Annotated in this window: 25 protein-coding genes; 7 read left to right on the top strand and 18 right to left on the bottom strand. The window is 68.8% G+C overall.

Annotated features, from left to right (window positions below):
* Both D5S18_RS20715 and D5S18_RS20720 read right to left on the bottom strand, forming a co-directional pair.
* A complete protein-coding gene (locus D5S18_RS20715; protein WP_239003895.1) occupies nucleotides 1–1,506 on the bottom strand; it encodes an alpha/beta fold hydrolase in 1,506 nt (501 codons plus the stop codon).
* 169 nt (nucleotides 1,507–1,675) lie between these two features.
* Nucleotides 1,676–3,160 carry an alpha/beta fold hydrolase gene (locus tag D5S18_RS20720; RefSeq protein ID WP_120042692.1) on the bottom strand — a complete coding sequence of 495 codons (1,485 nt, stop codon included), beginning with the start codon at nucleotides 3,158–3,160 and terminating at the stop codon, nucleotides 1,676–1,678.
* A gap of 242 nt (nucleotides 3,161–3,402) precedes the next feature.
* Here D5S18_RS20720 and D5S18_RS20725 point away from each other — a divergent pair, with 242 nt between their 5' ends.
* Nucleotides 3,403–5,313 (top strand): cytochrome c oxidase assembly protein, encoded by a 1,911-nt coding sequence (locus D5S18_RS20725; RefSeq protein ID WP_120042693.1) that lies wholly within the window; start codon nucleotides 3,403–3,405, stop codon nucleotides 5,311–5,313.
* Nucleotides 5,314–5,339: 26 nt separating this feature from the next.
* Here the strand turns inward: D5S18_RS20725 and D5S18_RS20730 are convergent, their stop codons facing one another.
* Nucleotides 5,340–7,580, bottom strand: a complete 2,241-nt coding sequence (locus D5S18_RS20730) for a heavy metal translocating P-type ATPase (RefSeq protein WP_203236831.1) — start codon at nucleotides 7,578–7,580, stop codon at nucleotides 5,340–5,342.
* A gap of 17 nt (nucleotides 7,581–7,597) precedes the next feature.
* A complete protein-coding gene (locus D5S18_RS20735) occupies nucleotides 7,598–8,341 on the bottom strand; it encodes a zf-HC2 domain-containing protein (protein WP_158607915.1) in 744 nt (247 codons plus the stop codon).
* 86 nt (nucleotides 8,342–8,427) lie between these two features.
* On the opposite strand from D5S18_RS20735, the gene sigC reads away from it, so the two are divergent.
* A complete protein-coding gene (gene sigC, locus D5S18_RS20740) occupies nucleotides 8,428–9,000 on the top strand; it encodes an RNA polymerase sigma factor SigC (protein ID WP_120042696.1) in 573 nt (190 codons plus the stop codon).
* 3 nt (nucleotides 9,001–9,003) lie between these two features.
* Here sigC and D5S18_RS35390 read toward each other — a convergent pair whose 3' ends face one another.
* The 6 genes from D5S18_RS35390 to D5S18_RS20770 all read right to left on the bottom strand — a co-directional run bounded on the left by D5S18_RS35390 (nucleotide 9,004) and on the right by D5S18_RS20770 (nucleotide 11,993).
* Nucleotides 9,004–9,321 (bottom strand): ATP-binding cassette domain-containing protein, encoded by a 318-nt coding sequence (locus tag D5S18_RS35390; protein WP_203236832.1) that lies wholly within the window; start codon nucleotides 9,319–9,321, stop codon nucleotides 9,004–9,006.
* A gap of 58 nt (nucleotides 9,322–9,379) precedes the next feature.
* Nucleotides 9,380–10,168 (bottom strand): alpha/beta fold hydrolase, encoded by a 789-nt coding sequence (locus D5S18_RS20750; protein ID WP_239003896.1) that lies wholly within the window; start codon nucleotides 10,166–10,168, stop codon nucleotides 9,380–9,382.
* A gap of 43 nt (nucleotides 10,169–10,211) precedes the next feature.
* Entirely contained in the window at nucleotides 10,212–10,631 is a 420-nt protein-coding gene (locus tag D5S18_RS20755; protein WP_120042697.1) for an SHOCT-like domain-containing protein, read from the bottom strand.
* 12 nt (nucleotides 10,632–10,643) lie between these two features.
* On the bottom strand, nucleotides 10,644–10,904 hold the full coding sequence (locus D5S18_RS20760) for a hypothetical protein (RefSeq protein ID WP_120042698.1): 261 nt from the start codon (nucleotides 10,902–10,904) through the stop codon (nucleotides 10,644–10,646).
* A complete protein-coding gene (locus tag D5S18_RS20765; protein WP_120042699.1) occupies nucleotides 10,901–11,263 on the bottom strand; it encodes a DUF2089 domain-containing protein in 363 nt (120 codons plus the stop codon). Before D5S18_RS20765 ends, D5S18_RS20760 begins: the two co-directional genes overlap by 4 nt.
* Nucleotides 11,264–11,447: 184 nt before the next feature.
* On the bottom strand, nucleotides 11,448–11,993 hold the full coding sequence (locus tag D5S18_RS20770) for a TIGR03086 family metal-binding protein (protein WP_203236833.1): 546 nt from the start codon (nucleotides 11,991–11,993) through the stop codon (nucleotides 11,448–11,450).
* Between the two features lie 212 nt (nucleotides 11,994–12,205).
* Here D5S18_RS20770 and D5S18_RS36140 point away from each other — a divergent pair, with 212 nt between their 5' ends.
* From D5S18_RS36140 to D5S18_RS20785, 3 genes are all read left to right on the top strand, one after another.
* The gene (locus tag D5S18_RS36140) at nucleotides 12,206–14,059 is read left to right on the top strand and encodes a cytochrome D1 domain-containing protein (protein ID WP_120042700.1); all 1,854 of its coding nucleotides are present in this window, start codon (nucleotides 12,206–12,208) and stop codon (nucleotides 14,057–14,059) included.
* Between the two features lie 67 nt (nucleotides 14,060–14,126).
* Nucleotides 14,127–14,774, top strand: a complete 648-nt coding sequence (locus tag D5S18_RS20780; RefSeq protein ID WP_120042701.1) for a TetR family transcriptional regulator — start codon at nucleotides 14,127–14,129, stop codon at nucleotides 14,772–14,774.
* On the top strand, nucleotides 14,771–15,433 hold the full coding sequence (locus D5S18_RS20785) for a VC0807 family protein (RefSeq protein ID WP_120042702.1): 663 nt from the start codon (nucleotides 14,771–14,773) through the stop codon (nucleotides 15,431–15,433). Before D5S18_RS20780 ends, D5S18_RS20785 begins: the two co-directional genes overlap by 4 nt.
* Here D5S18_RS20785 and D5S18_RS20790 read toward each other — a convergent pair.
* The 5 genes from D5S18_RS20790 to D5S18_RS20810 are packed head-to-tail and all read right to left on the bottom strand — an operon-like array spanning nucleotide 15,408 to nucleotide 21,517.
* Nucleotides 15,408–16,493: an XdhC family protein gene (locus D5S18_RS20790; RefSeq protein ID WP_120042703.1), complete on the bottom strand. Its 1,086-nt coding sequence runs from the start codon at nucleotides 16,491–16,493 to the stop codon at nucleotides 15,408–15,410. The two genes, D5S18_RS20785 and D5S18_RS20790, sit on opposite strands and share 26 nt — an antisense overlap.
* Nucleotides 16,494–16,501: 8 nt before the next feature.
* Nucleotides 16,502–18,829 (bottom strand): xanthine dehydrogenase family protein molybdopterin-binding subunit, encoded by a 2,328-nt coding sequence (locus D5S18_RS20795; protein ID WP_120042704.1) that lies wholly within the window; start codon nucleotides 18,827–18,829, stop codon nucleotides 16,502–16,504.
* On the bottom strand, nucleotides 18,826–20,181 hold the full coding sequence (locus tag D5S18_RS20800) for an 8-oxoguanine deaminase (RefSeq protein ID WP_439651152.1): 1,356 nt from the start codon (nucleotides 20,179–20,181) through the stop codon (nucleotides 18,826–18,828). The genes D5S18_RS20795 and D5S18_RS20800 overlap by 4 nt, the downstream gene beginning before the upstream one ends.
* Nucleotides 20,178–20,648 (bottom strand): (2Fe-2S)-binding protein, encoded by a 471-nt coding sequence (locus D5S18_RS20805; RefSeq protein WP_120042705.1) that lies wholly within the window; start codon nucleotides 20,646–20,648, stop codon nucleotides 20,178–20,180. Before D5S18_RS20805 ends, D5S18_RS20800 begins: the two co-directional genes overlap by 4 nt.
* A complete protein-coding gene (locus D5S18_RS20810; protein ID WP_120042706.1) occupies nucleotides 20,648–21,517 on the bottom strand; it encodes an FAD binding domain-containing protein in 870 nt (289 codons plus the stop codon). The genes D5S18_RS20805 and D5S18_RS20810 overlap by 1 nt, the downstream gene beginning before the upstream one ends.
* 218 nt (nucleotides 21,518–21,735) lie before the next feature.
* On the opposite strand from D5S18_RS20810, the gene D5S18_RS20815 reads away from it, so the two are divergent.
* Nucleotides 21,736–23,232 (top strand): PucR family transcriptional regulator, encoded by a 1,497-nt coding sequence (locus tag D5S18_RS20815; protein ID WP_120042707.1) that lies wholly within the window; start codon nucleotides 21,736–21,738, stop codon nucleotides 23,230–23,232.
* 20 nt (nucleotides 23,233–23,252) lie between these two features.
* On the opposite strand, the gene D5S18_RS20820 is transcribed toward D5S18_RS20815, so the two are convergent.
* Nucleotides 23,253–23,624, bottom strand: a complete 372-nt coding sequence (locus D5S18_RS20820; protein ID WP_147404034.1) for a cupin domain-containing protein — start codon at nucleotides 23,622–23,624, stop codon at nucleotides 23,253–23,255.
* A gap of 81 nt (nucleotides 23,625–23,705) precedes the next feature.
* On the opposite strand from D5S18_RS20820, the gene D5S18_RS20825 reads away from it, so the two are divergent.
* Nucleotides 23,706–24,371, top strand: coding sequence for a TetR/AcrR family transcriptional regulator (locus tag D5S18_RS20825; RefSeq protein ID WP_120042908.1), 666 nt, complete (start codon nucleotides 23,706–23,708; stop codon nucleotides 24,369–24,371).
* Nucleotides 24,372–24,421: 50 nt separating this feature from the next.
* Here D5S18_RS20825 and D5S18_RS20830 read toward each other — a convergent pair whose 3' ends face one another.
* Nucleotides 24,422–25,060 carry an HD domain-containing protein gene (locus D5S18_RS20830; protein WP_120042709.1) on the bottom strand — a complete coding sequence of 213 codons (639 nt, stop codon included), beginning with the start codon at nucleotides 25,058–25,060 and terminating at the stop codon, nucleotides 24,422–24,424.
* Between the two features lie 112 nt (nucleotides 25,061–25,172).
* On the bottom strand, nucleotides 25,173–26,123 hold the full coding sequence (locus D5S18_RS20835) for a GlxA family transcriptional regulator (RefSeq protein WP_282434864.1): 951 nt from the start codon (nucleotides 26,121–26,123) through the stop codon (nucleotides 25,173–25,175).
* Nucleotides 26,124–26,157: the final 34 nt, after the last annotated feature.

Here is a 26,157-nt window from a genome sequence, read left to right on the forward strand (position 1 = left end):
CTACTCTGCGAGCGGATCGGGTTGGCAGGTGACGTCGGCGGCGGGCAGCACACCGGAGCGCAGATAGGCGTTCACGATTTGGCGCGCGCATTCGCTCTGCGGGATCACCCCGTGCGCCACCCGATCCGGCATGGTCACCAACCGGGACCCGGTCAAGACGCGATGCAGGCCCACGCCCTGCTGATAGGCGGTGTGCGTATCCCCCATCGCCTGCAGGATCAGCGCGGGCGCCGCATTGCGCACCACCGTGGGCGGTTCGAGCGGCGGCTGCCAGAAGGTGCAGCCGTTCGGCGCGTTGACCAAGGGACCGAAGATCGGCTGCGCCGCGCGGCTGGCCTCGATATTGCGCCAATACCAGGTCGGATCGCGCGGGGCGGGCGCGTCGCCGCACAGGATCATCGTCTGCGCCGCCTCGTCCTCCTGCGGACGCAGCGCCTGCTTCAGATAGTCCTCCAGGCTGCCCTGCGCCCGCACCGGAATACCCGCCGCCGCATCGGCGATCTGGCGCAGATTCACCGCCAGGTCCTGGTATTCCCGCGCCGCGGCCACGCCCTCGAACAGGATCATCGGCAGCAGGTGGGCGTCGAGGTCGTACTCGCCGAGGCGAATCGGCTGCCGTGCGGCCTGCTCGATCAACCCGGTGACGGTCGCGCGGACAGCCGGAGCCGTTGTGCCGAAATGATATTCGGCATCCTTGGCCGCGGCCCAAGCCGCCCACACATCGAAGGCGGCCTCACTGGGCGCGCCCATGTCCTGCACCATCGGGACGTGGTAGCGGTCCGGATCGACCGCGCTGTCGTAAACCAATCGGTCGACGCGCTCCGGGAACATCTGGGTGTAGACCGCGCCCAAATACGTTCCGTAGGAACCGCCTATGTAGTTGATCCGCTCCTCGCCGAGCACCGCGCGGATCACATCCAGATCGCGGGCGGTATTGCGCGTGGTGATGTACGGCTGGGTCGCACCATTGGTCGCCACGCAGCGCGCGGACAATTCCGCTTCCAGCGCCAGGGTTTTATCGAAGCCGACCTGATCCAGCCCGGCCGAGCGCATATCGGTGGACACCGGCCAGCCGCAGTGCAGCGGGGTGGAGCGCCCGACGCCGCGCGGATCGAATCCGATCAGGTCGTAGTTGTCCGGCACACCGCCGCCAAGGTATTCGGCCACCCGCAGGGCGAAGGCGAGCCCCGACGCGCCGGGACCGCCCGGATTGGCCAGCAGCACACCGCGCCGCTGCGCGGGATCCTTCGCCCGCGACCGCGAGATGGTCACCGTGATCGCACGATCGCGCGGCGCGGAGTAATTCAGCGGCACGGTGACCTCCGCGCACTGCGCGCCCGCCGCGTCCAACTTCTCCTCGCCACACTTGGTCCACTGCACCTGCTGCCGGTAGAACCGGTCCATCTCATCGGGCTCGGCCGACGAAATCCCGCACCCCGCCACCGATCCCGCGACAACCATGGCGGCAGCGACCACAGCGCCGCGCCGAAACATCTTTCTCAACACCGGATACCCCATCGCTCGGAACGATCCCAGCATAGGAATCGCGGCCGCTCGGCACATCGGGTGGAACCCTGATCTCGAGCGCGACCTTCGGCCTACGGGCCGCTGCCTGCCGTCATAGATCTGCGCGTGACCGCAGCGAAGGCGCAGGCTCGCCGACGTGGTGCCCGCACTACCCTCGGTCGGCCGGGCAGGTGATGTCCTCGGCCGGAAGCACCCCGGTGCCCAGATAGACCTCGGCGGCGTGACTCGCGCACGAACTCTGCTTCATGACGCCGTGCGCCACCCGATCCGGCATGGTCACCAGCCGTGATCCGGTCAAGGCCCGATGCAGGCCGACACCCTGCTGATACGCGGTGCGGGTGTCCTGCACCGCTTGCAGAATCAGTGCGGGCACCGCATTGCCGACCACGGTGGGCGGTTCGATGGGCGGCTGCCAGAAGGCGCACGCGTTCGGACCGTTGGCGAATGCTCCGAAGATCGGCTGGCTCGCCCGACTGGCCTCGATATTGCGCCAATACCAGGCCGGGTCGCGCGGGGCCTCGGCATCGCCGCACAGAATGATCGCCTCGGCGGCCTCATCCTCTTTGGGACGCAGGGCCTGTTCCAGATACTCCGCGAGGTTTCCTTCGGGCCGCACCGGCTGATATTCGGCCTGCGCGAGTTGCCGAACGCTCGCGGCCAGCTCCGGATACGCCTTCGCCTCGCGAATCCCCTCGAACAGGATCATCGGCAGCAGATGGGCGTCCACCTCGTACTCGCCGATCCGGATCGGTCGGCGCGCGGCCCGCTCGATCAACCCGGTGACGGTCGCGCGCACAGCCGGACCCGTTGTGCCCAAATGGTATTCGCCGTCGCGCGCGGCCACCCAGTCCGCCCACACATCGAAGGCGGCCTCATTGGGCGCGCCCTCGTCCTGGATCATGGCGACGTGGTAGCGCGCCGGATCCACCGCGCTGTCCAGGACGAACCGGTCGACGCGCTCCGGAAACATCTGGGTGAAAACGGCTCCCAGATATGTGCCGTAGGAGGCGCCGATGTAGCTGATCCGCTCCGCCCCCAGCACGGCGCGAATCACGTCCATATCGCGGGCGGTATTTCGGGTGGTGATGAACGACTGTGTCGCGCCGTTCCGCGCCAGACAGCGCGCCGCCAGTTCCGCCTCCAGCGCGAGGGTCGCGCCGAATCCGACCGAGTCGACACCGGCCGAACGCAGATCGGAGGACACCGGCCAACCGCAGTGCAGCGGCGTGGAGCGCCCGACGCCGCGCGGATCGAATCCGATCAGATCGTAACCGTCCCGAATATCGAGATGATCGCCCAACTGCGCCGTGAATCCGAGTCCGGAGCTGCCCGGTCCACCCGGATTGCCCAGCAGCACACCGCGTCTGCGCGCCGGATCGCCCGCCGACACTCGGGAGATCGCCACCGTGATCGCGCGGCCTTGCGGCTCGGCATAATTCAGCGGAACAGCGATATCGGCACATCGCGCTTTCGCCGCATCCAATTTCGCTTCCCCGCACGGCCCCCAGCGCAGTTCCTGCCGGTAGAACCGATCCAGCCCGGCCTCGGCGACGGAAATACCCGATCCGGCCGTCGATCCGACGATCAGCACCGCCAGCGCCAGCACACCTCGCCGAAGTCTTCCTCGCGACATCGGACACCTCCTCACTCGCAGGCAACCAGCCTAGAAATCCCGCCTGCCTGCCGCATCGGGTCCAATCCCGATCTTGCGGACGACCTTCGACCCATCCCGATACCAACTTTCGTCCAATCACGCCGTCGGACTCACATTTCGCGACAAGTGACCAAGTCTCGGGAACTTTCGCACCGCCCAACCGACCCGTAACTCATATGCGGTTCGATTCCGGTGCGCGACGCGAGGGTTGACGTTTCACGATGATGGACAAGAGGTGGCAGGTCGCGGCAGCGGTCCTGATCTCGGTGTTGGTGTTGGGCACCTTCGTGGCGGCGGGCGCGTGGCCGTACGCGTCGGCGGGCACCGCCTATCCGGGTCCCTTCGACGCGGCACTGTATTCCGGATTGCGGGCGGTGGCCGATATCGCGGGCGCGCTCACCCTGGGGGCCTTGGTCTACGCCTTGTGCGCGTCCGCGTCCACCAAACGGCTCGATGTGAACGGCTATGCCGGAATGCGATTGGTCGAGCGGGCGAGCCTGGTGTGGGTGATGGCCGCGGTCGCGCTGATTCCGGTGGCGGCGGCGCAGGCGGGCGGAATGACCACGGCCACGCTGCTGCGCACCGGCGCGCTCGTCCCGCTGCTCGAGGCGAGCGAGAAGCCCAAGGCGTGGGTGGTGGCCGCCGTTTTCGCGGCGGTGATCGGGGTCGTCTCGCGAATCACCCTGTCCTGGAATGGTTCCGCGATACTCACCTGGATCGCCGTCCTGGGCGTGCTGCCCGCCTCGATGGTCGGGAACGCGGGTGAGGGGCCGGACCACGACTACGGCACCGGGGCGATGGTCGTGTTCCGGATCGCGATCTCGGTGCTTCCCGGCCTGCTCTGGTGCACCGCCGAACACCTGTGGCGCGGCGCGGAATCCGAGATCGTCCTGCGGCGCTGCGTCCTGCTGGTGCGGCTGTGTCTCGGCGCCGCGACGGTGAGCGGGTTGGTGCTGGTCGCGGTGCTGCTGCCCCCTGCCGCGCTACCGAACACCGGCTACGGGCGGCTGGCCCTGTCGGGAGTCGCTGCCGCCGCGGCGATTGCGCTGCTGGTGCGCGGGAATTCCTCGATGAGCCGAATCGCTTGGGCGGCCGCGGTTTCGATCATCGGGCAGGCGATCGTGGTGGCCATGGCGCTGCGTCCGGCCCCCGCCTTCGCCGATCGCAAATTCACCGCCCAGCAGGTCTTCCTCGGCTTCGATCTACCGCACGCACCTACGGTCATGCGGCTGATCACGCTGTGGCGCTTCGATATCGTGCTCGGCACGGCTGCCCTCGCGGGTAGCGCACTCTATGTCGCCGGGGTGCTGCGGCTGCGCGGACGCGGGGACGAGTGGTCCCGGTGGCGCACCACGTCCTGGATCATCGGATGGCTCGCACTGCTGCTCGCCACCTCCTCCGGACTCGGCTCCTACGGCTACGGCATGTTCAGCATGCACATGATCCAGCACATGGTGCTGAATATGTTCGTACCGGTGCTGCTGGTGCTCGGCGCACCCGTGACACTGCTGCTGCGCGCCGTGGCCCCCGCGCCGCGCGGCGGGCCGCCCGGCGTGCGCGAATGGGTGCTGTCCCTGTTGCATTCGCGCGCCACGGCGATCGCCTCCCATCCCGGTATCGCCTTGGCGCTGTTCGCCCTCTCCCCCTACGCGCTGTATTTCACGCCGCTGTTCGACGCGCTGATCCGCTACCACTGGGGTCACCTGGCGATGAATGTGCATTTCCTGCTGGTCGGCTATCTCTTCTACTGGGGCATCATCGGCATCGATCCGGGTCCGCGCCGCCTGCCGCATCTGGGTCGACTCGGCATGCTGTTCGCGGTCATGCCCTTTCACGCTTTCTTCGGTATCGCGGTCATGTCCATGACCACCGTCATCGGCGACCGCTTCTACCCGCAACTCGAACTGAACTGGCCCATCGATCTGCTCTCCGATCAGCACACCGGCGGCGGAATCGCCTGGGTCTCGGGCGAAGTCCCGATTCTGCTGGTGGTCGGCGCACTGCTCACCCAGTGGGTGGCCCAGGACCGCCGCACCGCCACCCGCACCGACCGCCGCGACGAGGAATACGGCGACTCGGACCTGGCCGCCTACAACGCCATGCTCGAACAGCTCGCCCGCACCCGCCGTTGAGCCGGCCCAATCGAATACCAGCTGTGTCAGCCCAATCGAACACGACGCAGGCGCAGGCTGTTGGACACGACGAAGAACGAGGAGAAGGCCATGGTCGCGCCCGCGATGAGCGGGTTGAGCGAGCCGAGGGCGGCAATCGGGATGGCGACGATGTTGTAGCCGAAGGCCCACACCAGATTTCCCTTGATGGTGCGCAGGGTGGCGTGGGCGAGTTCGATGGCGTCGGACACCGCGCCGAGATCGGGCCGGACCAGGATGATGTCGGCGGCGGCGATGGCCACGTCGGTGCCCGCGCCCACCGCCATGCCGAGATCGGCGGTGGCCAGTGCCGCGCCGTCATTGATGCCGTCGCCGACCATGGCCACCCGCCTGCCCTGCTCCTGCATGCGGGCGATCAATTCGACCTTGCCCTCCGGGAGCAGTTCCGCGACAACCTCTTCGATGCCGATCTCGTCGGCGACCGCCTGCGCGGCATAGGCGTTGTCGCCGGTGAGCATCATGGTGCGCAGCCCGAGTCGCCGCAGCCGCGCGACCGCCGCCGCGGCACCGGGCTTCACGGTGTCGGCGACGGCGAGTACCGCCACCACCGTGTCGTCCACGGCGACGAGCACCGCCGTGCGTCCGAACCGTTCCTGTTGGCGCACCGCGCGATTCATCGCCTGCGGCGCCCGCCCGTCGAACAGTGTCGGCCTGCCGATCGTCACCGTTCGGCCCTCGACCACACCCCGCGCGCCCAAACCCGGTAGTGCCGCGAAGGATTCGACCTCGGGCAGTGCGGCGCCGCGCTCCCGAGCGGCGGCCACCACGGCGGCGGCGATCGCGTGCTCCGAGGCGGATTCCACGGCGCCCGCCAGGCGCACCACCTCGTCCTCGGTCCAGCCGTCCGCGGCGGTCACCGCCACCAGGCTCATCGCGCCCTCGGTCACCGTCCCGGTCTTGTCCAGGACGACGGTGTCGACATCGCGGGTGGCCTCGAGTGCCTGATGTCCCTTGATGAAGATGCCGAGTTGCGCCCCGCGCCCCGAGGCCACCATCAGCGCGGTGGGGATGGCCAGCCCGAGCGCGCACGGGCAGGCGACCACCAGCACCGCCAACGCGGCGGCCCCGGCCCGCGCGGCATCCGCGCCCACCAGCAGCCAACCGGCGAAAGTCAGTGCCGCGACGGCGAAGACGATCGGTACGAAGACCGCCGACACCCGGTCGGCGACCCGCTGCATGCGCGCCTTGCCGGTCTGGGCCTGTTCGACGAGCCGAATCATCCCCGACAGCTTGGTATCCGCGCCGACCGCCGCCGCCGCGACGACGAGCCGCCCGGTCAGCGCGGTGGTGCCGCCGACGACCTCCATACCGGGACCGATATCCACCGGCAGCGATTCACCCGTCATGGCACTGGCATCGATACTCGATGATCCGGTGAGCACCAGACCGTCGGTGGCGATCGTCTCCCCCGGCCGCACCACGAACCGCTGCCCTTCCACGAGTTCGCCGATGGGCACCCGCATCTCGCGATCGTCGCGGGTCAGCACGCTCACCTCCCGCGCGCCGAGCGCCGCCAGCGCCCGCAGCGCACCGCCCGCAGCGCGCTTGGCCTTCGCCTCGAAATACCGCCCGGCCAGCACGAAAGTGGTGACGCCCGCGGCGACTTCGAGATAGATGGAATCGCTCGACCAAATCGCCTGCCACACACCGACCGCCGCGGCGCCGACCCGATCCGGGTGCAGGAACATGGTGTCCAGCGACCAGAGCGTGGCCGCGAGCACACCCACCGATACCAGCGTATCCATGCTCGCCGCACCGTTTTTCGCACCGGAGAGCGCCTTGCGGTGGAAGGGCAGGGCCGCCCAGGCGACCACCGGCAACGCCAGCGCGGTGAGCAGGTACTGCCAGCCGGTGAACCTGGTGGACGGCACCGTGGCGAACATCACCGAGAGATCGGCCAGCGGGAAGAACAGCACCAGCGCGACCACCAAGCGGCGGAACAGGTCCCGGACGGCGACCGCCTCGGGGGCCGAATCCAGCCGGGGCGTGTGCGGCGAAACCGGTTCCGCGCCATAGCCCGCCGCCACCACCTCGGCGCAAAGGTCATCGGCACTCACCGTTTCCGGAGCGTCGACGGTGGCGACGCCGGTGGCGTAGTTCACCGAGGCGGTGACTCCGTCGACGCGATTGAGCCTGCGCTCGACGCGATTGGCGCAGGCGGCGCAGGTCATTCCGGTGACGGCGAGTGAGATCCGGGTGGGCTCGGGGCGCAGGGCTAGGTCGGTCATCGTCCGTTTCTCGTGGCTCAGGCGGCGGGGTCTCGGGTGGCGCGCAGGTGCGCGGTGCGGCGGCCCAACCGCGCGCCGGGCGGGAGCACCAGCTCCGTCGGCGCGGGCAGGGCTTCCCTGGCGGGCGGCGAGGTCCCGGACCGCCGCATCCGATGCACGACCGCGACCAGCACCAGCGCGGCCACCAGCACCAGATGCGAGAGCACTCTGGACACCGGAACCACACCGGAATACAGGTCGCCCGCGACGAACGCGGTGAGCGCGACCACCAGCACCCCGAGCACCGGCAGCACCCCGGAGGTGGCGCGCGGGCGCAGGGCGCAATAGAGCACCCCGATACCGATGGCCAGGCTCCACGCCGTGCTCTCGTTGATCAGATGCCGGGTCGCCTGCGCGCCGTGGTGGTGACTCATCCCGAAATCGAGACCGCCGAACTGGGCGAGCGCCAACCCGACCTGGGCGATACCGAGCAGTGCCAACAGGATTCGGGCCGCGCCGAGGCGCACCGGAGGACGGGTCCATCGATGCAGCCGCGACCAGCGCGGACGCTCGAGATCCGCGGCGGCGAAGATGGCGGCGGTGAGATCCGGCGCGGGGACCGAGGTCCCGCGCAGCTGACCCGACAACTCGACGGCGGCGGCATACCAGGAGCAGCATTCGGCGCACCCCTCGAGGTGCGCGTCCACCAGCGGCGCGGGAACGGTTTCGCGTTCGCCGTCGATGCGGGCCGACAGCGCCGTCCGGCACACTTTGCACTCCACACCAAGATTGTCGGACAAACCGGGAGCGAAGTTCCCGCCGCCGCCCCCGGATTCGCCACATCCGGGGATTGGCTATTGTCGGATCCATGCCGACGCCCGCCGAGGACGACCAGACCACTCGGCTCGCGCTCGCGGCGGCCCACGGGGACCGGCGCGCGCTGGAAGCCTTCATTCGCGCCACGCAGGGCGATGTGTGGCGGCTGCTGGCCCATCTCACCGAGGTCGGCCGCGCCGACGACCTGACCCAGGAGACCTACCTGCGCGCCCTCGGCAGCATCCGCCGCTTCGAGGGCCGCTCCAGTGCCCGCACCTGGCTGCTGTCCATCGCCCGCCGAGTGGTGGTGGATCAGGTGCGCATGGCCGTGGCACGCCCTCGCATCGCCGACGGCGTCGACTGGGTGGCCGCCGCCGATCGTCAAACCGGGAATCGCCAGGGCGGCCCCTCCGATATCGTCGAATTGAACCTGCTGCTCGACGATTTGGCGCCCGAGCGGCGCGAGGCACTGGTCCTCACCCAGGTGCTGGGGTTGTCCTACGCCGAGGCGGCCGCGGTCTGCGGTTGCCCGGTGGGCACGGTGCGCTCGCGGGTCGCGCGGGCGCGCGAGGATCTCATCACCGCGACGCGACTCGGCGGGCAGCGCAGAGCCAGCGGCGCATAGGCCCTAAGCCAAAGGTTCTGCCGCGTAGTGCAATCGGATGATGCCGTCCGAGTGGCGCCGCGCGGTGGCGACGACACCGAAGACGGTGCACAGCAGCCGCGGCGTCATCACCTCGAGCACTTCCCCTGCGGCGACGACCTTTCCGTGATCCAAGACCACCGGGCGGTCGCAGCAGCGGACGGCGAGGTCGAGTTCGTGCAGGACATGTCCACCACCACACCCGGATCGAAACCGCCCGCCCGCGCCGCCCGCACCGTCGCATCGATATCGTCGGCGCGCACCGCCCAGCTCACCAATCGCGCCTTGGTCCACTGCGCTCACACCCCCACGGTACCCACCCCAATTCCCCGACCCCCGTTGGGAATTCAGCAGAAGAAAATCAGCTCACGGCGTGGCCGCGAACGGCGGCGACCTCGCGAATCGCCTCGGCGACGGCGCGCCAGTCCTTGCGCATGATGGTGCTGTGGTTGCTCGCGACCTTAGCGCTCACCTTGACATTCGGATTGTGGGCCAGCACGGGCGCCAGCGAGGCCCGCGTCTTTTCCATCTCGCCGTCCTCACTACCGAGGCTATTGCCCGTGGCCAGGACGAAACGCACCGGGCAGGTCAACTGCTCCAGCAGCGGCACGGCGGCCGCGGCGTACCTGTTGGCGTCGATGCCGACCTCGGCGTGCTGGGCGGCCGACATCCGTCCGGCCAAACCGAACAGCGACGCCAACGGCAGCACGAACCGCATGCGGTGGAACAGTTTCCGGATCCGCGCCTCGCCCTCCGGGCCGGTCAGACCCGACGGGGCGGCATCGACGGTCACCAGCCCGTCGGTGCGGTCCGGGTTGCGTTCGGCCCAGTACCACGACAGGAGTGCGCCGTAGGACCAGCCCGCCAGAATCGCGCGCTCCACCCCGCGTGCGGCTAGTACGGCCGTGATATCCCGCACCGCCCCTTCGAAGGAGTAGTCCGCCGACCGCTTCGATTTGCCGCGCGCCCGCTCGTCATAGGTGATGTGCCGGTAGCCGTCGCCGAGATCGGCGATCACCCGCCGCCACGTGGTTTGGCTCGCGTAGCCGCCATTGAGGTAGACGATGACACGTCCCGAACCGCCGGTGTCGGTGACGGCCAGTGCGGTGTCGTCGACCGACACCATGCCGGTCCAAGGTTTGATACTCATGGTTCTCTCTTCTCTCGGTGGAAACCCGCCCCGCGAGACGGGGTCATTCGCAATAGACCTGGACCTTGTCGTCGAGCTGATCGACGTCGACAACGAGGTCGTCGAGCTGATCGATGAGCTCCTCGAGATGCTGGGGTTTGAGCTCGGTGAGGTCGACCGAGATCCCGGCGCGTTTGAACTCCGCGTTCAGCCGCGCCACCGCCCACATGGGCACGAGGCTGGTGAGCCGGACCCCGGCGCGCAGCAATTGGAGCGGGATCCGAATATTCACCCGGCCCGGCTCCGCGCCACCGGCGTTCTCGGTGACCACCACGCGCAGATACTTCGGTTTCGCGCCGCGCTCGACGCGCTGCGGCGCCTGCGGCGGCACTCGCTCGAGGGCATCGATCAGCCGCTCGGCCTCGTCGGCGGTGATCTTCCCCTCCGCCAACATCTCCAGGATTCGGCGACGCTGCTCGTTCACTGACCTCTCCTTTCATCTGACGCTTATCAACAGAGCCGTTGGCCCCTGCTCGATTTCGATCCTTGTGCCGGGCAGCGCCCACAGCACTCGGCCGATGCCGCGCAGCGCTCCCACCGGAGGCACTCCGGCGGCAAGGCAGGCGATCATCGCGACCGGCAGGGCGAGCACCAGAAATGGCCACAGCACCAGCAGTACCGGCGGCACCGGAATCCACAGTCGCAACCTGCGACCGTCGCGACGGTGCAGGCGCATCGTCACCAGATACGGAATCATCGCGGACGCTCCAACTCGGCCAGGGCCTCCTGGACACTGATCTCCCCGCGCTGCAGGCGATCGACGACATCGGAGCCGGTGGGCTCCGGATCGGTGTCGACGAAATCGAACAGTTCGGAGATCCGGTTCAACCGGGATTTGATCGTCGGGTAGCTGACCCCGAACATCCGCTCCATCTCCTTGATCGACCCGTGCGAGCGCACGAACGCCGCGACGAACACCTGGTCCTCGACGCTGAGTCGAGCCAGCGGCGGCGGCTCGAACTGCCCCTCGATCGCGATACCACTGCCCGCGAGGCGAACCCGCTCGACTACGAACGACTGTCCGTGCGTCAAGTCCGTCAGCTCCTGCCACTCCACGCTCGGCTCCCTTCGGTCGATGACATCTTTATTTCTACCTTGAATTTCTTAATATCTCAACGGGTCAGGATTAATTTTCTGAATGCCCTGGCTGCGTGAGCCGCAGACACGAACGCCCGCGCACGGCATGCCGTGCGCGGGCGTCGGTGCATCCTGCCGCTTCGACAGGGGCGATCTGTTCGAACTAGAACGGCCAAGCCGGATTGCGACCGAACCAAGCGGCGAGCCGGTCATAGACCGGCGCATCGGCGGCGACCGGGACTTCGGGGCCGAATCCCATACCCGCACCTCGATATTCGGGCAGCAGGGCAGTTCGAGCCCAGGCGAGGGAATGCTCGGCCAATGCCGGGTCGAGCGGGGTGGGCTGGTTGGTGGCGCGGGCCAAGTCCCAAGAGTGCGCGGTCAGTTCGGCGATCTGCTGGTCCAGGCTCGAGCGCAGGGGGCCGTCGAGGTCGGCGGCACGCCAGACCGGAAGCAGCGGCGCACTGGCGGCGGCGTAATCGGCGGACCAGTCGGGACCGAGCGGATCGGCGGGTTCCTGCCAGTCCGGCCTTTCGCCGCGGGCCGAGACCAGGAAGTTCCGCAGATCCAGACCGATGACGTGTTGGGCGAGGGCGCGCACATCCCAGTCGGCACACGGCGTCGGCAGGTCCGCTTGCTCCGGGCGGATATCGGCGATGACGGTGCCCAACTGATCCACGGCGCGTCCGAGAAGTTCGATGGTGTCCACGGACCTGGATTCTGCCCCGATTCGGCGAGCCCGACCTCGGGTCGACACTCCGGGCGTGGCGAGTCCGGATGATGGCCGATCGGCGCGGCCACGTGCCAAGGTGGTGAGGCGGACCCGGCGACGAATAGGCCCGGCGCGGTGGCGGAAGATGATGAGGAACAAGACCGGGTCGGCGCGGCCGATCGGAATCCGGTGCGAGCGAGGGGATATCGGTGGAATCAGGTACCGAGGCAGGCGGTTCGCTGCCGGAGATCATTGCCGCGCAGGGACCGCTGCCCGCGGACCTGGTGCGACAACTGGCCGTCGACCTCGCGCGCAAGCTGGCCCGGCTGCACGCCGCCCGCCGATCGCACGGCGCGATCACCCCCACCGCCATCCGCATCACCCCTTCCTCCGCCGAATTGCGCACGGCCGCCGCGTCCACCGCCGACGCCGCGGGCTACCTCTCCCCCGAGGCCGCCGCAGGCGGCCTGGTCGGTCCGCCCGCCGATGTCTACGGACTCGCCGCATCGCTCGTCTATGCCGCGACGGGCAACGGGCCATTCGGCAATGGCGCACCGATCGAGTTGCTGCATCGGGTTCTCGAAGCCGAACCGGATCTGCGCGCCGTCCCGGAACCGCTGCGCGAACTGCTGCGCGAGTGTCTGGCGAAGGATCCCGACGCCCGCCCGCTGGCCGCTCAGCTGGTCGTTCGTCTCGATCCCCCGATTCCGCAGACCGTCCGGATGGCGACGGTCGCGACCGCGGAGCCCGCCACACCGGTCACTCCCGAATCATCGCCCACCGAATCCCTTCGGCCCGTGGAGATTCCACCCTCCCAAGCCCCCACCGAACCGTATCGACTCCAACCCACCCCGACGCGAACCCCTGGCGGCCAACCGGTTTCGCAGCCCTACGGCCCCGCCCTCGGCAGCGCGACGCCGCAACAGTGGGATCAGCGCACGGCCGGGCTGCGGCCGGGACCGCGGGGATTACCGCCGCACCCCGGCAAACCGCCCGTATTGTCCCGCAAAGCGCGCAAGATGCTGCCGTTCCTGGTGGCCGGATGCGCCCTGGTGATGGCGCTGATCATCCTCGGCGTCCTGGTGGCGTTCTCGTCGAGCGGATCGCGAGACAGCAAGGACCGCAACGCATCCGGCCCGTCCATCGGCATCAGCACCCAGAGCGGGCCGCCCAGGGTGTATACCGCCGATGTCGGCAGTATCGCGGTGGGGCGGGATGCGCGCTGGGTGTTCGCGGCCAATCGCAAGGACAAGGCCGTCTCGGTCATCGATGCGGAGTCCACCAAGTTGGCCGCGACCGTGCCGACACCGGGCACACCGTACGCGCTGGCGGTCGCACCGGACGGCGCCTACGTCTACGTCGTGACCGATGGCGCGTTGGCCGCCATCGCCACGACGAGCAATAGCGTTGTCCGGCAGACGGTTCGGGAGGGTCACGCGTCGGGACAGACCATCGCGGTCGCGCCGGACGGGCGCAAACTGTACGTGGCCAATGGCACGAAACCGACTGTCACGGTGTACGACACCCAGACCCTGGCCCCGCTGAACACCGTCTCCTTCGGCGCGAGCGACCTGCAAGGCGTCAAACTGCTCGTCGTCTCCCCCGATGGCCGACGCGTCTATGTCGGTGACCCGCACGGGGTTTCGGTGGTCGACACCGCGACCGACACGGTGATCGCGCATATCGCCCGCGAGCAGCAGCCCACGCGCCTGGCGGTGAGTCCCGACAATCGCTTCCTGTATCTGCCGCGCCCCGGCGAGGGTCTGGACCTGGTGGACACCGCGACCAACGCGGTCGTCAGTACGGTGAACTTCCGGGTGTCCGGCGCGGCGCTCGCGGTCGCGCCGAGCGGCAAGTACGTCTTCGCCGTCGGCATGAAGGATCCCACCAGCAGTGTGGTCGAGGTGATCGATACGACCAGCCGCACCGTCGTCGACGCCATCCCGGCCCCGAACGGTTTCGAACCGGTGCTCGCCATCTCCGCCGACGGCCGCAAGCTCTACCTGGCCGCCACCATCGGCGGCAATGAGCTCACCGTCCTGGATATCGCCCGCTACGCCTGACCCATCGGACTTTTGCTCGCATAACCCATTTCTTGCTCATTTGAGCAAGGCGCGGTAAGTTTTGCTCATGCAAGCAAAAGACAGGTCGCGCAAGCAGGAGGAGCGCACCTTCACCGAGAACGCCCGCCGCGCCCAGATCGTGGACGCGGCCATCGAGGTGGTCGCCGAGCACGGATATCCGAACACCTCCTTCGCGAAGATCGCCAAGCAGGCGGGCCTGAGCAGCACCGGCATGATCTCCTACCACTTCAATGGCAAGAACGACCTGATTCGCGCGGTCACCGCCGAAATCGTCCGCGTCGCCTCGGAATTCGTCACCGCCGAACTGGATGCCGAGGCCGGGCGCGCAGCGCGACTGCGCGCCTACTTCGCCGCCAATCTCGCACTGCTGGACAAATATCCGCATCACCAGCGCGCGCTGTCCAGCATTGTCGCCAATGCGGGCGCCGAGGATCCGCAACTGTTCGGCCTGCTCGACAAACTGGCCGAATTCGCCGCCACCCAGGAGCAGTGGCTGCGGGACGGCCAGCGGACCGGCGAGTTCCGCGACTTCGACGTGCCCACGATGGTGTTGGCCATCCGGGGAGCGCGCGACGCCGCCATCGCCCGCGCCATCGCCGATCCGAATTTCGACACCGCGGCCTGCGCCCGCGAACTGGCCGACACCTTCGACATCGCCACCCGCCAAACCACCGCGACGGAGCCGAAATCATGATCCCCCAGGCCGTTTCCGCGCCGAGCACACCCGCCGAGCGCCGCGCCGCCCTGCGCCGCCACTTCGCCCGACAGCTCCTGCTCGAAGTGGCGCTGCCCCTGGGCGGCTACTACGCGCTGCGCGCGGCTGGCGCGCATCCGCTGCTCGCCCTGCTGGCCCCCGCCCTGATCACGGTGCCATTCCTGATCCATGGCGCGGTGCGGCAGCGCAGGCTCGACATGGTGGCGCTGTGCACGCTCACCCTCATCACCCTCGGCGCGGTGATGTCGCTGATCACCGGCGATGCCCGCACGCTGCTGGTGCGCGACAGCTGGCTGTTCGGCGCGCTCGGCGCGTGGATCCTGCTCACGCTATGGACCCGGCGGCCCTTCATGCGGATCACCGCGCAGGCGATCGTCACCGCGAAGATCGGCGAGGCGGGCTATCGACAGTGGGATGCGCGCTGGGACACCGACTCTCGCTTCCGCCACCACCTGCGCCTGCTGACCGCCGTCTGGGGAGTCACCTTCCTCGTCGACGCGGTGGTGCGCATCGCGCTGGCCTACACCCTGCCGGTCGATTCGGTGCCGCTGGTCAGCACCGTGCAGTGGCTGGTCGTCCTCGGCGGGCTGATCTTCTTCCAGAACGCCTATGTCACGAAGCACGGGTTGAAGGTCTGAAGACGTCCGGATCGTGGTGGATGGGAATGTCCACACCGCTGAGCGAGCGCCCGGAGCCGCCGCGCCGCACCGCCACGATCTCGGCGGCGACGGCGACGGCCGTCTCCTCGGCGGTGCGGCCACCGAGATCGAGTCCGATCGGCGAACGCAGCCGCGCCAGTTCACTTTCCGACAGTCCGGCCGCACGCAACCGGAGCAGTCGATCCGCGTGGGTGCGTCGCGAACCCATCGCACCAACGTAGGCCACCGGAAGTCGCAGCGCCGCTTCCAACAGCGGCACATCGAATTTCGGGTCGTGGGTGAGCACGCACAGCACGGTCCGCGCGTCCACCGCCGTCGCCGCGAGATAGCGATGCGGCCAATCCACCACCACCTCATCGGCCTCGGGAAACCGCGCCGCCGTGGCGAATACCGCGCGAGCATCGCAGACGGTCACCCGATAGCCGAGGAACTTCCCGATTCGCACCACCGCGGCGGCGAAATCCACGGCGCCGAAAACGAGCAAACGTGGTGGCGCGACGCGCGACTCCACGAAAACCGTGCGCAACTGCGGATCGCACCCCACCACCCGCACTCCGGTCGCGCCCAGTTCGAGCGCCACCCGCGCTTCGGCGATCACCTCGGCGCCGAATTCGGCGCCGACACACCACGACTCCCCCAACGCCATGGCCGCACCGGTCGCGAGATCGCGCACCAGGGTCACCGCCTCCTGCGCCCGCAGCGCCGCGTCGAAAACCACACGCGCGGCCGCCCGCACCGGTTGCACGAACACCTCGAGCGAACCGCCGCAGGTCAATCCGACCGCGAAACCGTCCTCCCCGCTGTACCCGAACCGCTCCCGCAGCGGCGCCCCGCTGCGCAACACCTCCCGACACAGCTCGTACACCGCGCCTTCCACACATCCACCGGAAAGGCTCCCGATGACGGCGCCCGCCGAATCCACCGCCATCGCCGCCCCCACCGGACGCGGCGCGCTGCCGCGCACGCCGATCACCGAGGCCAGCGCATACTCCCGCCCCGCCGCATGCCATTGCCGCAGCCCGTTCGCGATATCCCACATGCCATCCCCTAGGTCGCCCGAATGATGTCGTCGGGTCGGACCGGTACCCGGGTGATACGCCCGGTTCCGCCCGCTCGACGACACGCGTCGCGAATGGCCGCGACAATGGCGGGTGTCGAGGACAGGGTCGGTGGTTCGCCCGCGCCGCGCAGACCGTAAGGCGCTCGCGGGTCCGGGTTTTCGAGGATCTCGAGCCGCTGCGGCGGCGTATCGAGAATCGTCGGGATCAGATAGTCGGTGAAGGACGGGTTGCGCACCTTCCCGTCGCGCACCTGGATCTCCTCCATGACCGCCAGACCGAGCCCCTGGATCGCGCCGCCGTGAATCTGCCCCTCCAGGGCGACCCGGTGCATGACCCGCCCCACATCCTGCACCGCGTCCAGGGCAACGACTTTCACCAAGCCCAACTCGGTGTCCACATCCACCACGGCCCGATGCACGCACAGCGCCAGTTGGGTGTGGCTGTCGCCCTGACCGGTGACCGGATCCATGGGCGTGGTCGGCCGATGCCGGAATTCCCTTGTCTCCTCCAGGAAATCCTCGCCGAGCAGGTCCGCCACGGCGACCAGCACCGCACCGGAGTGTGCGACGATCTTGCCGCCGACCACCGAATCCGCCGAAAGGCCCTGCGCGGCCGCCCTTTCCAACAGCCGATCGCGCACCGCCACGCAGGCTGCTCGCACCGCGCCACCGGTCATGTAGGTCTGTCGCGAGGCCGAGGAGGAGCCCGCGTCGCCCACCGCGTTGTCGGCCGGATGCATATCGACCCGCTCGATGCCGAGTTCGGTGCGCGCGATCTGCGCCTGCACCGTCACCAGGCCCTGACCCACCTCGGCCGCCGCCGTATGCACCAGCGCGACCGGTTCGCCGCCGATGACCTCGAGTCGCACCCTGGCGGTCGAATAGTCGTCGGAACCCTCGGAGAAGCAGATGTTCTTGAGGCCGACCCCGTAGCCGATACCGCGCCGCACGCCTTCGCCATGCGTGGTCTGCGAGACGCCGCCGGGCAGATTGCGAATATCACCGGAGTCCAAAGGATCCGGTAGCGCGAGTGCCGCCGCGCGATCCAGCATCGACGCCAGTGGCGCGGGCGCGTGCAGCACCTGGCCGGTGGCCAGTCGCGACCCCTGCGCCACGGCGTTGATCTGCCGCACCCGGACCGGGTCGAGCGAAAGCGCCCGCGCCACCAGATCCATCATCGACTCGTGCGCGAAACACGCCTGCACCGCGCCGAATCCGCGCATCGCCCCGCACGGCGGGTTGTTGGTGTAAACGCCGTAGACGTCGATCTCCAGATTGGGAATCTCGTACGGACCCACCGCGAGCGAGGCGGCGTTGCCCACGACATTGGGGGTCGAGGAGGTGTAGGCACCACCGTCGAGCACGGTGCGCACCTTGGCGTAGACGATCTTTCCGGCTCTGGTCGCCCCGTATTCGTAGTGCAGCAGCGCCGGATGACGGTGCACGTGACCGAAGAACGATTCCGCGCGGCCGTACACCATTTTGATCGGCTTGCCGGTGCGCAGCGCCAACATGCCCGCATGGATCTGCATGGACAGATCCTCGCGACCGCCGAAGGCCCCGCCGACGCCCGCGAGGGTCATCCGGATCCGTTCCGGCGCGAGTCCGAGGCTCGGCGCGATCTGGGCCAGATCATTGTGAATCCACTGGGTGGCGACATAGAAGTCGAGTCCGCCGTCTTCGGCGGGAACCACCAGGCCCGACTCGGGACCGAGGAAGGCCTGATCCTGAATGCCCACCGAATAATCCTCGGACACAACGACATCGGCGAGCGCGCGAGCGGCCGCGACATCCCCGACCCGAACCGGCTGATGCCGCACGATCCCGCCGCGCTCCTGCACCCGGTGCCGGTCCGGATCCCGCAGTACCACTAGCGGATCGGTAATCGGTTCCAGCACCTCCCATTCGACGGCGATGGCGGCCGCGGCACGGCGCGCGATCTCCGGATGATCGGCCGCGACCACCGCGATCGGCTCGCCATGGTGGCGCACCTCGCCCATGGCCAGCACGGGTTGATCGGGCACCCGGTCCAGTCCGTACAGCTTGCGGCCCGGCACATCCTCGTGGGTGAGCGCCGCGCGCACGCCGGATATGGCCAGCGCGGGTCCGAGGTCGATCCGAACGATCCGGGCGCGCGGATGCGGGCTGCGCAGCGTCGCGCCCCACAGCATTCCGTCCAGCCAGAGGTCGGAGGCATAGGCGAATTCGCCCTTCACCTTCAGCGCGCCGTCCGGACGCGCCGGGCTCGCGCCGATGCCGTCGCGTCCGGGGGCCGCGACCGCGCCGGGGAATCGGGTGGTCCTGGTCTCGGTCATCGCCCCTCCTGCTCGAATCGCCGCAGCCGCCGGTGCGCCAACGCGCCCGCTCGACCGACCACATCCTGTGCCGCCGTCCGCAATTCGCCGTCGGCCACCACGGTCCGCCCGCCGACCAGCAGTCGAACCAGCGGCGGTCGCGGTCCGAAGACCAGCGCGCACACCGGATCCGCCACCGCCGCGCGGAAGCCGTCCACCCGCCACACCGCGATATCGGCCAGCTTGCCGGGTTCCAGGGTGCCGATCTCGCGCTCGCGCCCCAGGTTTCGGGCACCGCCCACCGTCGCCAACTCGAGCGCCTGTCGCGCGGTGAGCGCCCGAGGTCCGCGCACCGCCCGCTGGAACAGCAGGGCTTGGCGCATTTCCCCGGCGAGCGAGGTCAATTCGCTGGAGGCCGCGCCGTCCACTCCCAGCCCGATCGTGGCGCCCGCCGCCAAAAGATCTGTCACCCGGGCGATTCCGGCGCCCAGGCGGGCATTGGAACTGGGGCAGTGTGCGATTCCGGTGCCGGTCTCGGCGATGCGGCGAATATCGGTGTCGCGCAGGTGCACCGCGTGCGCGAGCCACACATCGGGACCGAGCCAACCCAGTTTGTCCGCGTATTCCACCGGGGTACAGCCCATTTGCGCGCGGCAGTGCTCCTCTTCGTCCAGTGTCTCGGCCAGATGGGTGTGCAGTCGGACACCGCTGCGGCGGGCCAACGCGGCCGATTCGATCATCAGGTCGGCGGTCACCGAGAACGGCGAGCACGGTGCGACGGCCACCCGCAGCATGGATTCGAAGGACGGATCGTGGTACTCCGCAATGGTTTCCAAGGTGCGGGTCAGGACCTCCTCCCGGTCCTCCACCACTTCGTCGGGCGGCAGTCCGCCCGCGCTGCGGCCCCGGTCCATCGAACCGCGACACGGATGGAAGCGCAGTCCGATCTCGCGCGCCGCGCGCACCTCGGCCGCGAACAGGTCGCCACGCCCCTTCGGGAACAGGTAGAGGTGGTCGCTACTGGTGGTGCAGCCGCTGAGGGCGAGCCAACCCAATCCCGCCGCGGCGGTGTCGTGGACGATCTCGGCGTCCATCCGCGCCCACAGGCGGTAGAGGCCGGTCAACCATTCGAACAGGGAGGCGTCTTGATACAGGCCCTGGGTCGCCCACTGGTACAGGTGGTGGTGGGTGTTGACCAAACCGGGCGTCACCAGGCAGCCGGTGGCGTCGAGGCGGCGCGCGGCCGGGAGGTCGGGGCCGGGTCCCGCACCCAGCGCCGCGATCCGACCGTTCTCGATGACGAGATGACCGGAGGCGATCTCCGGACCGGCGACCGGGGTGAGATAGGCGTGCTCGATGATCAGCGCGGTCACTGTTCGGCCCGCCGGCGCACCGCGAGTCGCACCGCGTCCACGATCTTCTCGTAACCCGTACAGCGACAAAGATTTCCGGCCAGCGCCTCGCGAATCTCGGCATCGGAGGGATCGGGCACCCGCGCGAGCAGATCGTGCGTCTGGACAATGAGACCCGGTGTGCAGAAACCGCATTGGACCGCACCCGCGTCGAGGAAGGCGCGCTGCACCGGATCGAGTTCACCGCCCGGCGTCAAACCCTCCACCGTGCGCACCGAACGCCCCTGTGCCTGACCCGCCGCGACCAGGCAGGCGCAGACCGCGACGCCGTCCAGATACACCGTGCACGAGCCGCATTCACCCTGTTCGCACGCGTTCTTCGCCCCCGGAAGACCCATTCGCTCGCGCAGCATGTACAGCAGGCTCTCGCCCTCCCAGATATCGTCCACCGTCTCGCGAACCCCGTTGACCTCGCAGTTGACCCGCATCACGCCGCCTTCCCGTGCGCCACATGGTCTTTCCAAGACCAGTCGAGGGTGCGGCGCGCCAGCACCGACAGGGCGTGCCGTCGATAGTCCGCCGTCCCTCGCACATCATCGATCGGCTGCGCCGCCTGCGCGACCATCGCCCCGAATTCGCGCCCGATCCCTGCCGAGAGCGGTGCGGGATCGTTCCAAGGCAACCGTGCGGCGAGGAATTCCTCGGCGGCGACTGCCCGCAGCGGGGTCGGTCCCGCCGAACCGATCCCGGTGCCAACGGATCTCGTGCCGGGATGCAGGGCGATGGCAAAGGAGCACACCGCGATGACCATGGCGTTGCGGGTCCCGACCTTCGCGAAATACTGTGGCCCGTCTGCCTTTTCCATCCAGATCGCGGCGATGAGCTCATCGGGCTCGAGCGCATTGCGCTTGGGTCCGAGGAAGAACTCGTCGATGGGGATCATCCTGGCGCCGCGCGCCGCCGAGGCCACCTCGATCACCGCATGGGTCGCGAGCAGCGCGGGATGGCTGTCACCCGCCGGGGAGGCCGCGCCGAGATTGCCGCCGACGGTGCCGCGATTGCGGATCTGCGGTGATCCGACCGTGCGCGCCGCCTGAGCCAGCGCGGGTGCGTCGCCGCGCAGGTCGCGAATGATCGCCGCGTACGAAACGCCCGCGCCGACCCGTAGCGCGCCGTCCACCTCGCGCACGGCGCCCAGTTCGCGGCAGGGCGTGAGGTCGAGCAGCGCGGGTGGGCGGCCGCGATCGAAATTGAGTTCCACCATCACGTCCGTACCGCCGTGAATCGGCAGGGCGTCGGGGTGGTCGGCCGCGAGACGCAGTGCGTGCGACCAGCTTTCGGGTCTCAGGAAATCCATGCTCGCTCCAGAAGCTCCGCGGCTCGGGCCGCCCGAACGCACCGGATAGCGCGGGAAGTGCGGGCAAGCGGCCCGGTGCGTCGCGGTCGAACCGGGTGCCGATCCAAGTACACCCGCTGTGGACATCCACGAACCAGGACCGATATCTCCGAATTCGGACCGGACTACCGGCGGCGTTTTCGTACTTTTGTCCAACAGCGGCGCTAACGTTCGCAAACGTGCGCCTACGATCCCTGCTGACCATGCCCGAACTGGGCTTGGAGCTGGTCACGGGCGAGGACGAGCTGGACCGGTTCGTGCGCTGGGTGGTCGTCACCGACATGCTCGACCCCAGCCGCTACCTCTCCGGTGGCGAACTCGTGGTTACCGGCCTGTACTGGCATCGGGAGCCCGCCGACAGCGAGATCTTCGTGGCCGCGGTGGCGCGCGCGGGCGCGGCGGCGCTGGCCACCGGCGACGCCCGCTACGGTGGTGCGCCACCGGATATCGTCGCCGCATGCCGCCGCTATCGGCTGCCGCTGTTCCGTGTTCCGGAGAACATCGCCTTCGCGCAGGTCACCGAGCGGATCACCCGGCGGCTGTCGACCGGGAGGGCGGCGGATCTGACGGCGGTGCTCGACCGGCACCGGCAACTGGTCGCCGGTGACGGCCTTGGCCCCGTGCTCGACCTGATCGAACGCGATCTCGGGATGCGCTGCTGGGTCCTCTCGACGACCGGGCGGCTGGTCGCCGGACGGGCCGAACCACCGCCCGGCGTCACCGCCGCCTTTCTGGCGGCCGACCGGCTACCGCGGTTGATCGCCGGCGACGAACCGCTGTCGCTGTTCGCCGTCGACGAGCACGCCACCTCGCGGGCCGCCGATTGGCTGCTCGTCTTCGAGGGCGATCACCGCTACTGGCCCGAGGAGCGGCGCGCGCTCGCGGCGGAATTGGCGGCGGTGGCCGCGCTGGAACGCGCCCGCCACGACGACCGCCAACACACCTCGGGACGGCTCGCGCAGGAGTTGATTCAGCTCATCGTCTCCGATGCCGCGCCCGCCGAAGTGCGGTCCCGGCTGGAATTGACCGGCGCGAGTACGGGCGAACGCTATCTCGCGGTGGCCGCCGACGCCACGCCGCTGCGCCCTGGCGAGGTGCGAATGCTGGTGCGCGAGATACTGTTCGGCCGTGACCCCGCCGTCGGCGTCGTCGAATCCGAGGTGATCGCGCTGGTCGCCACGCACCGGGCCGATGCGGTGGTGCACGAAATACGCACCGCCGTCGCGGCTTTGACTGCCGGGCTGCGCGGCGGCAGGCTCTCGGTCGGCGTCAGCGGGGTGGTGGATCCGGACGGGGTGCGCGGCGCGGTCGAGGAGGCCCGCTACGCCCGACGGATGGCCGCGGCCCGCCCCGAACCCGCCTGCGTCGTCGAACACGGCGAATTGGGTACGCACATGCTGCTTTTGGCAAGCGTCCCCGATGAGGTGCGGCATATGTTCCGGCTGCGCCTGCTCGACCCGCTCACCACCTACGACCAGGACAACCGCGCCGACCTCGTGCACACCCTGGAATCCTTCCTCCAGGTCTCGGGCTCGTGGACCAAATGCGCCGAACTGCTGCACGTCCACGTGAACACCCTGCGCTACCGCGTCCAACGCATCGAGGAACTGACCGGCCGCGACCTGTCCCGACTGGCCGACCGCGTCGACTTCTTCCTGGCGCTGGCGCTGCGCTGAACTAAGGCCCCGAAAGCGCCTCAGGCCGAGACGGGTTCGTGTTCGGTGTCGACCCTGGGCGTGATGCTCAGCAGGTCGCCGGGCTCCTCGACGGTGAGTCGATGCCAGGCGCCCGCGGGCACCAGGTAGTAGGCGCCGGGCCGCAAGGTGGTCGGCGGGTGATCCCCGTGGCGCAGGTGGACGGTGAGCACGCCGGACAGGACCAGCAGCAGTTCGTCGCCGACCGGATGCCGCTCCCAGTGGTCGGCGTGCAGACTGGTATTGCTCTGGGCGTGAAAGGCCGAGATGGTCCACAGTCCGGCGTCGCGGTTCCCGCTGCGTGGCGTGGCGTCGATGACACCGCCGTCGCGCAGGTGGATCAGGGATTCGAACATATCGATCGGTGCGCTCACCGGTTGCTCCTCCACTTTTCGAACATGTACGAAAAGTATGCCGACGCGACCGGGAAATGTCGAGGGACCGAAGATGGTGTGATGCCATCGACAGCACGGCGCACCGGCCGACCCCCGCGCACCTCCCGCGCGGAAATCCTGGCGGCCGCCCAACGGCTGATCGACCGAGACGGCTGGCAACAGCTCACCATCCGCCGCCTCGCCGCCGAGACCGGCACCGCCGCGACCACGCTCTACCACCACGTCCGCGACCGCGAGGATCTGCTCATCCAACTGCTCGATCACTACGCCGAGGCGATCGAACGCCCCGCACTCCCCGACAACCCCCGTCAACGGATCCGCACCGCCGCCACCACGATGCGCGACGCCCTCGCCGCCGCACCGTGGATCGTCGAAATCCTCACCGCCGACGACCTTTTGGGCGCGGGTGCCCTGTGGATGGTCGAGGCCATGGTGTCCGGCGCGCTCGACGCGGGCTGCACCGAAGACGAAGCGGTGCGCCTGTATCGGAGCATCTGGTACTACACCGTCGGGGAGATCCTGGTCCGCACCCGCGCCGGACAACGCCGCGAACGCACCGACCCGATCTTCCGCGACGCCGTATTGCATTCCCGGACAACCGAATCCGAATGGCCACGATTGGCCGCACTGGCCGACCGCTGGCCCGAACTGGCCGCCCGCGACACCTACGCGGATGGCCTGCGCGCACTGGTCGACGGACTGCTCCCACCGCGACCGGCGGATTGAACGGCTCAGCCGACTGATGGCGGACGCCACCCCGGCACGCACCGAAAGCGCTACTGCGGCCAGACACTGTCGCGGATGACGGCAACGAAATCCCCGCGGTGGAAATTCGGGTCGAAATGGGCCAGAACGTCGGCGTTCACGGTACCGAATGTGGTGTCGGGGCGGTGGGAAATGCCGTCGTAGAAAGCTCGCAGGATGCGGTTCTTGAAATCGGGCCGCGGGTGGGCTGCCACGACTTCGGCGCGTTGGCGGTCGGTGATCTCGAGCAGGTCCAGGCCGAGGACATCCGTCTCCACGCCCAGGGTGACCACGGCGACCTCCGGAGCCAAGTGCAGCGGGATCTCCGGGGTGGTGTGCAGGGCGATGGCCAGCCAGACGGCGCGGGCCTCGTCCTCGGTGCGGCCGTGTTCGAGCAGGAAGGCGCGGGCGGCTTCGGCTCCGTCGAGTTCGAAGCGCTGATTCCTCGTCATATAGGTCGGGGTGAGGCCGAGGTCGTGGAAGAGGCCGCCGACATAGGCGAGTTCGAGATCGACTTCGAGTCCGCGCGCGGCCGCTTTCAGCGCACCCCATAGGAATACCCGGCGCGAATGATGGAAGAGGGTGTCATCGGCCGCCTTTCGGACGAGTGTGGTGGCGGCTCGGGTCAGTTCGGTATCGGGAATGGTGATTCCCGCGATGATTTCGGACATCGGTTCCTCCGGGATTCGCGCGTCATGCTGACCACTTCCACTTTTCGGGAGGGTGCGAAAGTTTCCCACCGAGGATTTTGTCCGGTTGCCCACAGATCCGGACACCGGCGCGTCAACGCCCCGTCGTACCGAACCGGTCCCGATAGTGGCTCGGCGAAACACCGAGGCGCGCGACGAATGTCCGCCGCATGGTCTCCGAACTGCCGAATCCGGCGGCCCGCGCGGCCGAGGCCACACCGTGACCGGCGTCCAACAGCGATTTGGCGTGATCGAGCCGCACCCGCTCCACGAACTTCGCGGGCGTGGTGTCCAACTCGTCGGCGAACAGTCGAGCCAACTGGCGCGGGCTGACCCCGACCCGCGCCGCCAGGGTGCGCGCACTGTGATCCAACGCGGGCCGCGCCGCGATCAGATCGACCACCGTCCGTACGGTCGGTGTCCGCACCGGCCGCACCTCGAGCGGCGCCGAGAACTGCGACTGCCCACCCGGCCGCTGCATGAACATCACCAGACTCCTGGCCACCTCGCGCGCCAGCTCCGGCCCGTGGTCCTGTTCGACGAGCGCGAGCGCCAAATCCATCCCCGCCGAGACGCCTGCCGTCGTGAAAACACCGGTGTCCTCGACGAATATCGCATCGGGCAGCACCTCGACCTCCGGATATCGCCGGGCCAGCAGCGCCGCGTGCCGCCAGTGCGTGGTAGCGCGCCGCCCCGCCAGTATCCCGGCTGCCGCGAGCACGAACGAGCCCGTACAAACCGAGACCATCCGCCGCGGCTCGACCATACGCACCGAGGCCGTCAGGGCATCCGGAAGCGGTTCGGCCACAAGCACATCCCCGCCCGACACCAAGACGGTATCCGCGTCGAAAACCTCGGCCACAGCCCCCTCGACAGGCAACCGGATCCCTGTCGAAGTGCGCACCGACTCCCCCGACGGCGAGAAATACCCGATCGAGTACGCCGCACCCGACAGATTCGCCTCGGCGAAAACCTCCGCGGGTCCGGCCACATCGAGCATCTTCATGCCATCGAACACAATGAACACGATCGACCGCCGCGCCACAACCCTCCCTCGATTCGATGCGCCGAGTATGTCA

The organism is Nocardia panacis (assembly GCF_003598715.1).
In the GTDB taxonomy this organism is placed as follows: Bacteria; Actinomycetota; Actinomycetes; order Mycobacteriales; family Mycobacteriaceae; genus Nocardia; species Nocardia panacis.

Bases quoted from the DNA above. Each gene is read 5' to 3' on its own strand.
- D5S18_RS20720 (WP_120042692.1), bottom strand. From the start codon at position 3,160: ATGTCGCGAGGAAGACTTCGGCGAGGTGTGCTGGCGCTGGCGGTGCTG.
- D5S18_RS20725 (WP_120042693.1), top strand. From the start codon at position 3,403: ATGATGGACAAGAGGTGGCAGGTCGCGGCAGCGGTCCTGATCTCGGTG.
- D5S18_RS20730 (WP_203236831.1), bottom strand. From the start codon at position 7,580: ATGACCGACCTAGCCCTGCGCCCCGAGCCCACCCGGATCTCACTCGCC.
- sigC (WP_120042696.1), top strand. From the start codon at position 8,428: ATGCCGACGCCCGCCGAGGACGACCAGACCACTCGGCTCGCGCTCGCG.
- D5S18_RS20750 (WP_239003896.1), bottom strand. From the start codon at position 10,168: ATGAGTATCAAACCTTGGACCGGCATGGTGTCGGTCGACGACACCGCA.
- D5S18_RS20760 (WP_120042698.1), bottom strand. From the start codon at position 10,904: ATGATTCCGTATCTGGTGACGATGCGCCTGCACCGTCGCGACGGTCGC.
- D5S18_RS20780 (WP_120042701.1), top strand. From the start codon at position 14,127: ATGCAAGCAAAAGACAGGTCGCGCAAGCAGGAGGAGCGCACCTTCACC.
- D5S18_RS20785 (WP_120042702.1), top strand. From the start codon at position 14,771: ATGATCCCCCAGGCCGTTTCCGCGCCGAGCACACCCGCCGAGCGCCGC.
- D5S18_RS20790 (WP_120042703.1), bottom strand. From the start codon at position 16,493: ATGTGGGATATCGCGAACGGGCTGCGGCAATGGCATGCGGCGGGGCGG.
- D5S18_RS20795 (WP_120042704.1), bottom strand. From the start codon at position 18,829: ATGACCGAGACCAGGACCACCCGATTCCCCGGCGCGGTCGCGGCCCCC.
- D5S18_RS20805 (WP_120042705.1), bottom strand. From the start codon at position 20,648: ATGCGGGTCAACTGCGAGGTCAACGGGGTTCGCGAGACGGTGGACGAT.
- D5S18_RS20810 (WP_120042706.1), bottom strand. From the start codon at position 21,517: ATGGATTTCCTGAGACCCGAAAGCTGGTCGCACGCACTGCGTCTCGCG.
- D5S18_RS20825 (WP_120042908.1), top strand. From the start codon at position 23,706: ATGCCATCGACAGCACGGCGCACCGGCCGACCCCCGCGCACCTCCCGC.
- D5S18_RS20830 (WP_120042709.1), bottom strand. From the start codon at position 25,060: ATGTCCGAAATCATCGCGGGAATCACCATTCCCGATACCGAACTGACC.